The following is a 13,577-nucleotide window of genomic DNA, read 5'->3' on the forward strand; positions in this document are numbered from 1 at the left end:
CGGGCCGGTGGTGCAGGTTAAGCCCCGAACCCTTCGCGCCCGATAGAGACATAGGCCGAGAAACCGGCGCGTTTGGCATCTTTCGGGCTGTAGATATTGCGCAGATCTGCCATCGCAGGGGTCGTCATCCGCTTGGCCATCCGCTTGAGGTCCAGCGCGCGGAATTCATTCCACTCCGTCAGAATGACCAGCGCGTCCGCATTTTGCGCGGCCTTATAGGCATCCTCCAGCCACGACACGCCCGGCAGCAAGGCTTCGCCCTCGCGCTTGCCCTGCGGATCAACCACACGCACCTTGGCCCCGTTGCCCACCAGCGATGGCACAATCGTCAAGCTGGGAGAGTCGCGCATATCGTCGGTGTTGGGCTTGAACGTTACCCCCAGCACCGCGATGGTCTTGCCGTTTACCGACCCGCCACAGATGTCGACCACCTTGTCGATCATCCGGCGTTTGACCTCGTCGTTCACCTTGATCACGGTTTCGGTCAGCTGCATCGGCACCGAATGATCCTGCCCCATCCGCGCCAAGGCCTGCGTGTCTTTCGGGAAGCAGCTACCGCCATAGCCCGGGCCCGCGTGCAGGAACTTGGACCCGATCCGGTTATCCAGCCCCATGCCTTTCGACACCATTTTCACATCTGCGCCTGTGCGTTCACACAGGGCCGCGATTTCGTTGATAAAGGTAATCTTGGTCGCCAAAAACGCGTTGGCGGCGTATTTGATCATCTCTGCGCTTTCCAGATCCGTCGACATGATCGAAAACTCGCGCAGCGAGAGCGGGCGGTAGATGTCCTTCATCACCTGTTCGGCGCGTTCATTCTGCGTTCCTACAACCACGCGGTCGGGGCGCATAAAGTCGTCAATCGCGGCCCCTTCACGCAGGAATTCCGGGTTCGAGGCAACGTCGAATTCGGCCTTGGGATTGGCTTTGGCGACGACCTGTTTGACCTGACGGTTGGTGCCCACGGGCACAGTCGATTTGGTGACGATCACCGCATAACCCGTCAGGACAGAGGCGATCTCTTCTGCGGCGGCCATGACATAGGTCAGATCCGCATGGCCATCCCCGCGGCGGGTCGGTGTCCCAACCGCGATAAACACGGCATCCGCACCATCCACTGCACTGGCAAGGTCACCGGTGAAAGACAGACGCCCCGCGGCAACGTTCTTGGCCATCAAATCATCAAGACCGGGCTCGTAGATCGGGACGATGCCCTTTTCCAACTTCTCGATTTTAGAGGGGTCTTTGTCGACACAGACAACTTCATGTCCGAAATCCGAGAAACAAACACCCGAGACCAAACCGACATAGCCGGTGCCAATCATCGCAATCTTCATGAAACTTTATCCTAAATCAATTTGACAGTCAGCAAGCCAAGCCAGCCGGTGCACCCACATCTAGTGATCTGACAGCGCAAAACCAAGATAGGCAAATGGCATCAGAAGCCGACGCAAGCGCCCCAGTTCGAATTTTCGCAGCGGTTTTTGCATGACCTGAGGGTAGGGCCGGTCGATGGGTTTGCCCATCACCAGATCCGCGACCAGCCCGCCCGAATAGCTGCCCATTGCAACACCATTCCCATGATAACAAAGACTTGCATAGACAGCACCGGGGTCAGGGAGCTTGCCGACAAAGGGCATTTGCGCGCGCGACAGACATACCATACCCGACCATTGGTAGGGTGTCTCAACGTCTTTCCACGCCGGGAAAAACTTTTCGAAATCGCGGCGCACACGCGCAATGGCGCGCGCCTCTGCCGCTTTGCCCGTCACCAAACCGCCGCGCATGCCGAACAACATCCGGCGGTCCGGCATCAGCCTGAAATAATGTAGCAAATTGCGCGTATCTGCGGACATATAATCGCTCTTCCAACCTGCGGCATCAAGCTCTGCCTCGGTCAGGGGGCGGGTCACAAGGACCGTCGACTGCGTGGGCATATAGCGCGCAGACAGCCCCGGCACCAAATCTTCCGACGAATACCCGTTCGTGGCGACAATCACTTTCTGTGCACGCACCCTGCCGTTGGGCGTTCGAACGTCGTGACCCTGCGCCGCCTGCCGCACCTCAAGCGCAGGCGTATCATGGTAAATCACCGCACCCGCCTTTTCCGCCGCTGCAGCAAGGCCGGTCACGTATTTCCGCGGGTTCAGCGCAAAGCCCGCCGGAATATGCAGCGCACCGTGGAACGGCCCCGAAAGCCCATGCGCCGTGAAATCCGCGGGATCAATAAGCCGCGCCTCCAGCCCGTAGTTTTCTCGCACCTCGCGGGCGCGCGTGCGAAAATCGTCCATATCCTTGGGCCGATGCGCCAGCTCGATCTCCCCGTCAGAGTGGCGGTCAACGTCGATCCCATGCCGCGTGATCAACGCGTCAACAAAGTTGATCGCCGCCAGCTCAGCCGCGCGAAAGCGCAACCGATCCTCGCGCCCTGAAAGCTTGTCCAGCGCGGCATCGCTGAGCCGCCCGCCCCCAAGGCAGCAAAAGCCCCCGTTGCGGCCCGACGCGCCCCAGCCGACGTATCGGTTTTCCAGCACGACCGCAGAATATCCAGCCTCCGCAAGGCGCAACGCGGCAGAGAGCCCGGTAAAGCCGCCCCCTACAATCGCCACGTCACAGGATACGTCACCTTCCAACGCAGACCTGTCGGTAGCGGCGCAGGTTTGATCCCACCAACAATCTTCCCTAGGCGCATCTGTATAGGCAAAATCGTTAAATATTCGTTTCATGCCGCCGCTCTTTCATGCCACGGCGCGTTCCGCCGCCTGCACATCGCGTTGCGCCTTGATCGCCTTGCGCTTCGATATCAGTGACGCCGTGATAACCCCGAAAGTCACGATACCGATCATGATGGTGGACAATGCGTTAATCTCGGGCGAGACGCCGAGACGCACCGCGCTCCAGATCTTGATCGGCAGGGTTGTGGAGGACGGGCCCGTGGTAAACGAAGCGATAACAAGGTCGTCCAGCGAGAGCGTGAACGCCAACAGCCACCCCGAAATGACCGCCGGCGCGATGATCGGCAAGGTCACCAAACGGAAGGCGTCGAAAGGCGAGCACCCAAGGTCCAGCGCCGCTTCCTCCAGCGACCGGTCAAAAGTCACCAGCCTTGATGACACGACCACTGACACGTAGCACATCGAAAAGGTCGTGTGTGCCAGCACGATGGTTAGCGTCCCCCGGTCCAGCCCGATCCCGATAAACAGAAGCAACAGCGACAGGCCGGTAATCACCTCCGGCATGACCAGCGGCGCGTAGATCATACCCGAGAAGAGCGTACGCCCAGCAAACCGCCCGCCGCGCACAAGAATGTATGCCGCCATCGTCCCCAACACCGTTGCCAGCGTAGAGGATGCCACCGCGACCTTCAGCGTTACCATCGCAGCGTTCAGAAATGCCTCATTCTGAAGCAGCTCGCCGTACCATTTGGTCGAGAATCCGGCCCAGACAGTCACCAGTTTCGAACTGTTAAAACTGTAGATGACCAACAGGATCATCGGCAGATAAAGAAAAGCAAACCCGAGGGTGAGCGACGTAATATTGAACCAGCTTGCGCGTCTCATGACTCCACCTCGGCCTGACGTTGCTGGTTGCGTTGGAACAGAACGATTGGAACGATCAGGATCAGCAGCAGGATCACCGCTACCGCGCTCGCGACGGGCCAGTCGCGGTTGTTAAAGAACTCCTCGAACAAGACCTTGCCGATCATCAACGTCCCTGAACCGCCCAACAAAGACGGGATAACGAATTCGCCCAGCGCGGGGATAAAGACCAGGAAACACCCCGCAATGATCCCGTTGCGAGACAAAGGTATCGTGACCAGCCAGAATGCCTTTAACCGTGAACATCCCAGATCTTCAGCGGCCTCGATCAAGGATTCGTCCAACCGATCTAGCGCGGCATAAATCGGTAGAATCATGAATGGCAGATAAGTGTAAACAATTCCTATATAGACCGCGGTCGTCGTGTTCATGATCGTCAAAGGCGTATCGATGATGCCCAACCACAGCAGGAATTGATTCAAAAGCCCCTCATTACTCAGAATACCGACCCACGCGTAAACGCGGATCAGGAAGCTGGTCCAAAAGGGCAAGATCACCAGCATCATAAGGGTCGGACGCCATTCCTCGGGCGCGCGGGCCATGCCGTAGGCCATGGGGTAGCCCACCAAAACCGCTAAAACTGTAGATATTAACGCAATCTTCAAACTGCTTAGGTAAGCCTTCCAGTAGAGATCGTCCGAAGCAAGAAAGGTAAAGTTTTCCAGATCGAATGCCGCGAACATCGCCCAGATCCCGTCCTTTGCCGTCGGGGAGTAAGGAGGAATCGACAAAGCCAGATCAGAGAGAGAAATTTTAAAAACAATGATGAAAGGAATGAGAAACAGCGCGAGCAACCAGGCATAGGGCACCGCGATAAGGAAAAAGCGACGCATATTCATCGCTCCAACAGGACGCCGGCGGTGGCGCTCCATGAAATCCAGACCTTATCCTCCCACGTGATCGTGCGGCGCGACAGCCGACGCGTGTTTGCCGTCTGTGCCTTGATCACTTGACCACCGGCCAGCTGGACATGGTAGGTGCTGAGATTGCCAAGATATGCGATGTCCAGAACGGTGCCCTGAACAGCGTTCTTCATTTCTGTCGGCTTCTCGGTAGAAATGGCGATCTTCTCCGGTCGGATCGCAAGATGAGCTTCCTGTCCATCGCTAAAGGGGCGTTCTGATGCCGCAAGCAAGGGGGCCTCATTCGCGACCCAATCAAGGTGGTACATATCCTCGCCTGCGGGCTTCACCGTGCCGGAGATAATGTTCACGTCACCGATGAAGTCAGCGACGTAGACGGAATTAGGTGCTTCGTAGATACCCCCTGGCGTGGCGACCTGGATGATCTGCCCTTCATCCATCACAGCCACGCGGCTCGCGACGGTCATCGCTTCCTCTTGGTCGTGGGTAACGATAACAAAGGTGGTCCCCGTGCTTTCCTGGATATCCATCAGTTCAAACTGGGTGTCCTGACGCAGCTTTTTGTCCAGCGCGCCAAGCGGTTCGTCCAGTAGCAAAAGCTTCGGCGCTTTGGCGAGGGACCGCGCAAGCGCGACCCGTTGACGTTGTCCCCCCGAGATTTGGTGGGGTTTGCGTTTGGCAAATTTGGTAAGGCGCGTCAGTTTGAGCATCTCTTCAACGCGTGCGGCGATATCTGCCTTGGACATATCCCCTCGTTTCAACCCAAAGGCGATATTCTCCCAGACAGACAGATGTGGGAACAGGGCATAGGACTGGAACATCATGTTCACCGCCCGCTTGTTCGGCGGGATGCCCGCGATATTCTTACCCGCCAATTCGATCTTGCCCGCGCTTGGGTTTTCAAACCCGGCAAGCATGCGCATCATCGTTGTTTTACCGCAGCCCGAAGGCCCCAGCAGTGCAAAGAACTCGCTTTCATAAATACTCAAAGACAGATCATCGATCGCAACGAAATCGCCAAAACGCTTTGTCACATTCTCGAAGCGGATAAGCGGCTTTTCGTTCGGGTCATCCCACGGGGCGAAAACGGGTTGGCTCACTTTGATCTATCCTTTGCACAGCGTTTACCCCTCCGGATGGAAGGGTCCGGTTGATCGGGTCAAAACCGGTAAGGCTTTGACCCGATGCGATTTTAGATACCAGATTTGATCTTCGTCCACATACGCGTGATGACACGCTGTACCTTGGGTGAATATGAAGAAATGGTATACAGGTTTTCCAGCGTGGCTTCGTCTGGGTAAATCGCTGTGTCCCCGATCACGTCCTCGGCAAGGAACTCTTGGCTCGCCTTGTTGCCATTCGCATAGTAAACGTAGTTCGACGCGGCGGCCATATTCTTTGCGTCCATCATGAAATTCAAGAACTTATGCGCCCCATCCGGGTTTGGCGCATCCGCTGGAATAGCCATATTGTCGAACCACATCAGCGCCCCTTCTTTTGGCGCGTAATAGGCGATTTCGACACCGTTATCCGCCTCGGCCGCGCGGTCACGCGATTGCAGGATGTCACCCGACCAACCGAAGGCAACGCAGATATCACCGTTGGCCAGTGCGTTAATATACTCCGAGCTGTGGAACTTTTGAACGTGGGGGGCAACCGCCGTCAGAACAGGCTCTGCCTTCGCGATCACGTCGGGGTCCTGGGATTGAGGCTCTTCGCCCAGAAACTTCAGCGCCGCGGGGATCATTTCTGTCGGAGCGTCAAGGAAATGCACGCCACATTCGGCCAGCTTTTCCATATTCTCGGGCTTGAATACGAGGTCAAGCGAATCAACAGGGGCATCCTCGCCCAGCACTTCCTTAACCTTGGTCATGTTCACGCCAAGCCCGGTGGTGCCCCACATATAGTTAACGGCATATTCATTACCGGGGTCGTATTTCGATACGCGGTCCTCGATCACGTCCCACATGTTGGTGATGTTCGGTAGCTTGTCTTTGTCGAGCTTCTGGAAAACCCCCGCCGTGATCTGGCGTTCAAGGAAGGTACCGGTCGGGACAACCACGTCATAGCCAGACCCGCCTGCAAGCATCTTGGTTTCAAGCACTTCGTTACTGTCAAACACGTCATAGATCAGATCAATGCCGGTTTCTTTTTCAAATTTCTGCAACAGGTCTTCGTCGATGTAGTCGGACCAGTTATAGACCCGCACCTCTTCACCCAAGGCGCTGGTGGCGATCAATGCCGTTGCTGCGATTGAGCTGAGCAAGCTATATTTCATTGTCATCTCCCGTTGTGTAGGCTCAGTTGATCCGAACCTTTCGTCAATTTGATCAAGTTTTGCGTCATGCGACAAGATCATTTATAATTTTACGCAGGTGCATGCCGTGGTTCAAAATGTGGTTGAGTACAATTTAGGCAAATTTGATGAACGTAAATTCCGCTGACCTTGCGTCGCAAAAGCCTTTGGAAAGCCCGGCCAAGGTGCCGGCCCATCAGCATGTCTATGAACGCGTGCGCAAGCTGATCCTGTTCGGCGATCTTGCCCCCGGTCAAGCGGTCACCATTCAAGGCCTCGCGGAAACCCTTGATGCGGGCATGACCCCGGTGCGCGAAGCGCTGCGCCGTTTGATCGCCGAAGGCGCGCTGGTGCATCAGGGCAATCGCCGCGTATCGGTCCCTGTGCTGGACCTCGAAGGGGTTAACGAGCTGGAATTCATGCGAAAAACTCTTGAAGCAGAGCTTGCTCAACGGGCCACAAGCCGCATGTCAGAGACTGTTTTAAGCGAACTTGCACAGGTGGACGACGCGCTGAACCACGCGATTGATCGTGGGGATATCGGCGAATACCTGACCCAGAACTACCGCTTTCACACCATCGTCAACACCTGTGCCGAGGCCCCTATTCTGGCCGCGACCGTCGACCGTTTATGGCTGATGTTCGGCCCGTCGCTGCGCGTGGTCTGCGGTCGGTTTGGCACGTCGAACCTGCCAGATAAACATGCCGACTTGCTGGCGGCTTTTCGCGAAGGCGATGCGGCAAAGGCTGCGCAGGCCATGACCGAGGATGTTTCTCAGGGCATGGTCCAGATTCGCGCCTCTCTTTGATTAAAATCTGATCGGCTGATAGCCGTTTATCGTCACCACAGCAGAGCGATTCGATTGACTCTGTATAATTTGATCATATTCTGAGCCCAATCTTCCCTCCCCATTCCCAGAGGTGTTCTTTATGGCCCATATCACCAACCACATGCCCACCGCCGAGCTGCAAGCACTTGACGCCGCGCATCACATGCACCCGTTCACCACCAATGACGAACTTGCCGAGAAGGGCGCGCGGATTATCACCCGTGCCAAGGGCGTCTACCTGACCGACAGTGAGGGGAACGAGATCCTTGACGGGATGGCGGGACTTTGGTGCGTCAACATCGGTTATGGCCGTCAGGAAATGGCCGACGTCGCCGCGCGCCAGATGCTCGAGCTGAACTACTACAACACCTTCTTCATGACCTCGCACGTGCCCGCCATCGCCCTTGCAAAAGAGATCGCGTCACTGGCCCCCGGCGATCTGAACCATGTGTTCTTTGCCGGGTCGGGCTCCGAAGCGAATGACACCAACATCCGGATGGTGCGCACCTATTGGGCCATGAAAGGGAAGCCAGAGAAATCCCACATCATCAGCCGCAAGAATGCCTATCACGGGTCGTCGATGGGGTCCGGCTCTCTTGGTGGCATGAGCTATATGCACGAACAGGGCGGCATGCCGATCCCCGGTATTCACCACATCAACCAGCCCGACTGGTGGGTGGAAGGCGGCGACCTCACGCCCGAGGCCTTCGGCCTTGCCCGCGCGCAAGAGCTTGAGGCCAAGATCCTTGAGCTTGGGGCAGATAATGTCGCGGCGTTCATCGGTGAACCCATTCAGGGCGCAGGCGGGGTTATCGTGCCGCCAAGCACCTACTGGCCCGAAATCCAGCGTATTTGTGACAAGTACGACGTATTGATCATCGCGGACGAGGTGATCTGTGGCTTTGGCCGGACAGGCAGCTGGTTCGGGTCCGAGACCATGGGGATAAAGCCGCATATCATGACCATCGCCAAGGGCCTGAGCTCTGGCTACCAGCCGATTGGCGGGTCCATTGTGTGTGAAGAGATCGCGCAGACCATCGGGTCTGGGGAGTTCAATCACGGCTATACCTATTCGGGGCACCCCGTTTGCTCGGCCGTGGCACTGGAAAACCTGCGGATTATGCAGGACGAAAACATTCTGGATCACGTGAACAATGTTGCCGCCCCCGCCCTGAAGGAAGGGCTGGCCAAACTGGCAGAGCATCCATTGGTTGGCACCGTCAACGTCGCGGGTCTTATGGCGTCGCTGCCGCTGTCCCCGCGCAAAGAAACGCGGTCAAAGTTCGCAGGCGATGCAGGAACCGTCGGTTATATGTGTCGTGAACGCTGCTTTGCGAATAATCTGGTGATGCGCCACGTCGGCGACCGGATGATCATCTCGCCACCGCTGGTGATCACCCCCGAAGAGATCAAAGTATTCATGACGCGCGCCACCAAAGCGCTGGATGAAACCTATACCGCGGTCAAAGAAGGCGGCCTGCTCAAGGCAGCCGAAGACCACGCGCAAGACGCTGAATCGCCGCTCGGCTAAGGCGTGACATACATTCGGGACGCGGCGCAAAGGTCGCCCGTCCCGCCACTGGAAGCCCTGCAAGGACTTGTCTGTTTGCGACATCGGCAGTGGCTGACCAGCGCTCAAAATCGCCGGGTTCGGGGCGAGCCGCTGAGGCTTAACCTATGGCAGATATTAACGAATTCCCCTTATTTCAAGCAGGCTGCACAGTAATTCCGCAGGCAAAAGAACTGTTTCTTGTCAAATAACCGTCGATCTTCCCGCAATTGACGCTTTCTGCCCAAAAGTGTCGTTAATTGGTTGCAAAGCGGAAACCAGCCAGTTTTAACTTCCTGTCAACAAGGGCGCTTGAACGTCACAATAAACGGGGAGCCAGCTTTGGCAGATACTTCAGCAACGAATGCGTTCGTAGAATTTGAACGCGTGCAGAAAAGCTATGACGGCGAAAATCTCGTCGTAAAAGACCTCAACCTGTCGATGCCGAAAGGCGAGTTTCTGACAATGCTCGGGCCATCGGGGTCCGGCAAGACCACCTGCCTGATGATGCTGGCGGGTTTCGAAACGGCCACGCATGGCGACATCCGGCTTGATGGTAAATCGATCAACAACATCCCGCCGCACAAACGCGGCATTGGCATGGTGTTCCAGAACTACGCGCTTTTCCCGCATATGACCGTTGCCGAAAACCTCGCCTTCCCGCTTGAGGTGCGCAAGATCGGCAAGTCCGAGCGTGAAGAGAAAGTGAAGATCGCGCTGGACCGTGTTCAGATGGGCGACTTCGGCGGCCGCCGTCCGGCACAGCTTTCCGGTGGTCAGCAGCAACGCGTTGCCTTGGCCCGTGCTTTGGTCTTCGAACCCGAACTGGTGTTGATGGACGAACCGCTGGGGGCGTTGGACAAACAGCTGCGCGAAACATTGCAGTTCGAGATCACGCATCTGGCGCATGAACTGGGCATCACCGTGGTCTACGTGACCCACGACCAGACCGAAGCGCTGACAATGTCCGACCGCGTGGCCGTGTTTGAAAACGGCCGCATCCAGCAGTTGGCCCCGCCCGATCTGCTGTATGAAGAGCCCGAAAACAGCTTTGTTGCGCAGTTCATCGGCGAGAATAACACTCTTGAAGGCGTCGTGACCGAGATCAAGGGCGGCACTTGCCTTGTGCAGTTGGACGGCGGCGGCCTGATCGAGGCAAAGCCGATCAACGTGACCCGCGCCGGCGAACGCACCCGCGTATCGATCCGCCCCGAACGTGTCGAATTCAACAAGGACCGGATGCAGGAAGGGGCACATACCCTGAAAGCCGAAGTTCTTGAATTCGTCTATATGGGCGACATCTTCCGCACCCGCCTGCGGGTTGCCGGGACCGACAACTTTATCATCAAGACACGAAACGCACCCGATCAGGTACGTTTGAAGCCAGGCCAGCAGATCGAGATTGGCTGGTTGGCAGAGGATTGCCGCGCCCTCGACGCATAAGCGTCAGGACGCGGCCGGCCGTCCAACGTTCGACGGCGTCGCACGAGGCTGTGGTTAAGCCCGATATCACACCCTCAAGACCCTAACGGGCATATAATGGGAGACTATCTAATGAAGTTTACGACAACGCTACTCGCATCCTCCGCGATCATTGGCGCTGGCACATTGGCATTCGCCGATGCGCATGCGGACATGGCCAAAGAGATGACGCTTGTTTCCTGGGGTGGCGCTTACCAAGCCAGCCAAGACAAAGCGTATCTGCAGCCCTATCTGGAAATGCACCCTGAACTCTCTGCTGTTTGGGATGAAAGCTCCAACGAAGCCGTGGCAAAGCTGCGCGCGATGAACGAAGCCGGCAACGTGACCTGGGATCTGGTCGACGTGGTTGCCGCTGACGCCATCCGCCTGTGCGACGAAGGTCTGGCGATGGAAATCGACGCGGACGAAATGCTGGCAGAAGCCCCCGACGGGACATCCGCTGAAGACGACTTTGGCGACCTGCTGGTGAGCGACTGCTTTATCCCGCAGATCGTGTATTCGACCACATTCGGGTATCGCACAGACATGGTTGGCGACACGCCCCCAACCAAAATCTGCGACGTCTTCGACACCGAAGCCTACCCAGGCAAGCGCGCGCTTGAAAAGCGCCCCATCAACAACATGGAATGGGCGCTGCTCTGTGACGGCGTTGCAAAGGACGAAGTCTATGACGTTCTGGCAACTCCGGAAGGTCAGGAACAGGCTCTGGCAAAGCTCGACACAATCAAGGACGACGTGATCTGGTGGTCCGCCGGTGCCGACACGCCACAGCTGCTGGCCGATGGTGAAGTCGTCATGGGGTCCACCTACAACGGCCGTCTGTTCAGCGTTATCGAAGAGCAAGACCAGCCCGTTGCAATGCTGTGGGACGCACAGGTGTTCGACCTTGACGGTTGGATCATCCCAGCAGGTCTGCCTGACGACCGTCTGGCGCGCGTCAAAGACTTCGTGAAATTCGCGACAGACACCCAGCGTCTGGCGGATCAATCGCAGTACATCAGCTACGGCCCTGCCCGTTTGTCCTCCGCTCCTATGGTTGGCAAGCACGCAGAACTGGGCATCGACATGGCACCACACATGCCAACCGACCCGGCCAACGCAAAGAACACGTTCCTCTACAACTACGAGTTCTGGGCTGACTACCGCGACGACATCGACGCGAAGTTCCAGGCATGGTTGGCGCAATAATCGCCTGAACCATTCGGAGGAGGCCGCTTTGGCCTCCTCCACCCCTTATTTGTTTTTCCATTTTCCCGACCTTCCAGCGACCTAACCCCATGGGGCCGATATGAGCGATACCGCCGACGCGACGAACGACACACCTGAACAGACCGGCCCGATGCTGGCCGCGGACGGCACACCGCTGAAACGCAGCCTGAACCGTGCGCTCCGTCGTCAGAAGCTCAGCGCGCTTTTGCTGATCGCCCCTCTGCTGATCTTTATCCTGATCACCTTTATCGCCCCGATCGCCGATATGCTGTTCCGCTCTGTCGAGAACCAGATCGTCAGCGACACGCTGCCCCGCACCACGCAAACCCTGTCCGACTGGGACAGCGAAAGCGGTGAAACCCCCGGTGCCCCCGTCTACAAGGCGCTCTACGAAGACCTGTTCATCGCGCAGGAACGCAAACTGCACACCCGTCTGGGCTCAAGGCTCAACTACGAGCTGACCGGTGCATCGTCCCTGTTCCGCAAATCCGGCCGCGGCGTGGATGACATTGGTGAAGTGTTTCAGGACCAGTTCGAGGATCTGAACGACTTCTGGAAGAAGGGCGAAAACTGGAACGCTCTGCTTGGCTCCGACGCATGGCTGGCAGAGATTTCCGACTGGAAAAAATCCTCCGGCGACGACCAACCCGCGTTTGAAATGCGCGAAGGCATGGCAGAGCTTCTGCCCGAGATCGCCGAATACTACGAAATTTTCGCCGACTTCGTTCAGAACGACGACGAAGACAACCTCTACAAGGAAGACCCATGGGCGCTGATCTACTCGGCCCTTTATGACGACCTGACAGGCCCCACGGCATCGCAAATCGCCAGCTATTCAGGCCCGGCATCAGCCGAACTTACCGAGGCAGCCGCAGCCGCCCCTACATTCGACGCAGTCGATTACAAAACAGCCTTCACCGAGATTGACGACGATTGGGGCAAAACCCCGATCTGGAGCACCATCCGCGCCTACAGTCCCGCGCTGACCAACGGCTATTTCCTGAATGCCGTCGACATGCAGAAAACGGCTGACGGTCCCGAATTCCGCCCCGACAACGAACGCATCTACGGCACGCTGTTCCTACGCACGCTGTTCATGTCGGTCTGCATCACCCTCAGCTGTATCCTGCTGGGCTATCCGGTGGCGTGGATCCTCGCCAATCTGCCCGCGCGTACCGCGAACCTGCTGATGATCCTCGTGCTGTTGCCCTTCTGGACCTCGCTTCTGGTGCGGACATCGGCGTGGAAGGTCATGCTGCAACAACAGGGTGTGATCAACGATACTCTGGTGTGGCTGGGCCTGGTAGCCGATGACAGCCGTCTTGCGCTGATCAACAACCAAACCGGCACGATCATCGCGATGACGCACATCCTGCTGCCCTTCATGATCCTGCCGCTCTATTCGGTGATGCAAACAGTACCGCCCAGCTATCTACGTGCGGCAAAGTCGCTGGGGGCCACGAACTGGACAGCCTTCTGGCGCGTGTATTTCCCGCAATCAGTGCCCGGCATCGGCGCGGGGTCGATCCTCGTGTTCATCCTGTCGATCGGCTACTATATCACGCCGGAAATCGTCGGCGGCACCACGGGGACATTCATCTCCAACCGGATTGCCTACCACATCTCCAGCTCCCTCAACTGGGGCCTCGCGGCCGCGCTCGGGGCGATCCTGCTGGCCGTGGTGCTTGGGCTTTACTGGGCCTACGACAAGATCGTCGGCATCGACAACGTGAAACTGGGAGGCTGATA

At 57.3% G+C, this 13,577-nt stretch carries 11 protein-coding genes; 5 read left to right on the plus strand and 6 right to left on the minus strand.

What is annotated here, in order from left to right:
- Positions 1–17: 17 nt before the first annotated feature.
- The 6 genes from ACTRWK_RS05080 to ACTRWK_RS05105 form a co-directional block, all read right to left on the minus strand.
- Entirely contained in the window at positions 18–1,337 is a 1,320-nt protein-coding gene (locus ACTRWK_RS05080) for a UDP-glucose dehydrogenase family protein (RefSeq protein WP_037942586.1), read from the minus strand.
- 60 nt (positions 1,338–1,397) lie between these two features.
- On the minus strand, positions 1,398–2,726 hold the full coding sequence (locus tag ACTRWK_RS05085) for an NAD(P)/FAD-dependent oxidoreductase (protein ID WP_462843811.1): 1,329 nt from the start codon (positions 2,724–2,726) through the stop codon (positions 1,398–1,400).
- A 12-nt stretch (positions 2,727–2,738) separates the two neighbouring features.
- Positions 2,739–3,560 carry an ABC transporter permease gene (locus ACTRWK_RS05090; RefSeq protein WP_009825592.1) on the minus strand — a complete coding sequence of 274 codons (822 nt, stop codon included), beginning with the start codon at positions 3,558–3,560 and terminating at the stop codon, positions 2,739–2,741.
- Entirely contained in the window at positions 3,557–4,432 is an 876-nt protein-coding gene (locus ACTRWK_RS05095) for an ABC transporter permease subunit (protein WP_037942582.1), read from the minus strand. Before ACTRWK_RS05095 ends, ACTRWK_RS05090 begins: the two co-directional genes overlap by 4 nt.
- Positions 4,433–4,434: 2 nt before the next feature.
- Complete coding sequence (locus ACTRWK_RS05100) at positions 4,435–5,562, minus strand: ABC transporter ATP-binding protein (protein WP_132997588.1); 1,128 nt, start codon at positions 5,560–5,562, stop codon at positions 4,435–4,437.
- Between the two features lie 92 nt (positions 5,563–5,654).
- Complete coding sequence (locus tag ACTRWK_RS05105) at positions 5,655–6,740, minus strand: polyamine ABC transporter substrate-binding protein (protein WP_037942580.1); 1,086 nt, start codon at positions 6,738–6,740, stop codon at positions 5,655–5,657.
- Between the two features lie 146 nt (positions 6,741–6,886).
- Here ACTRWK_RS05105 and ACTRWK_RS05110 point away from each other — a divergent pair, with 146 nt between their 5' ends.
- From ACTRWK_RS05110 to ACTRWK_RS05130, 5 genes are all read left to right on the plus strand, one after another.
- Positions 6,887–7,567, plus strand: coding sequence for a GntR family transcriptional regulator (locus tag ACTRWK_RS05110; protein ID WP_051843876.1), 681 nt, complete (start codon positions 6,887–6,889; stop codon positions 7,565–7,567).
- A gap of 121 nt (positions 7,568–7,688) precedes the next feature.
- On the plus strand, positions 7,689–9,119 hold the full coding sequence (locus tag ACTRWK_RS05115) for an aspartate aminotransferase family protein (protein WP_289081358.1): 1,431 nt from the start codon (positions 7,689–7,691) through the stop codon (positions 9,117–9,119).
- A 360-nt stretch (positions 9,120–9,479) separates the two neighbouring features.
- Entirely contained in the window at positions 9,480–10,580 is a 1,101-nt protein-coding gene (locus ACTRWK_RS05120; RefSeq protein ID WP_005850522.1) for an ABC transporter ATP-binding protein, read from the plus strand.
- 111 nt (positions 10,581–10,691) lie between these two features.
- Positions 10,692–11,807, plus strand: coding sequence for an extracellular solute-binding protein (locus ACTRWK_RS05125; protein WP_009825599.1), 1,116 nt, complete (start codon positions 10,692–10,694; stop codon positions 11,805–11,807).
- 100 nt (positions 11,808–11,907) lie between these two features.
- A complete protein-coding gene (locus ACTRWK_RS05130) occupies positions 11,908–13,575 on the plus strand; it encodes an ABC transporter permease (RefSeq protein WP_289081359.1) in 1,668 nt (555 codons plus the stop codon).
- Positions 13,576–13,577 lie beyond the last annotated feature (2 nt).

The organism is Sulfitobacter sp. G5_S2_6_S6, from assembly GCF_054968505.1.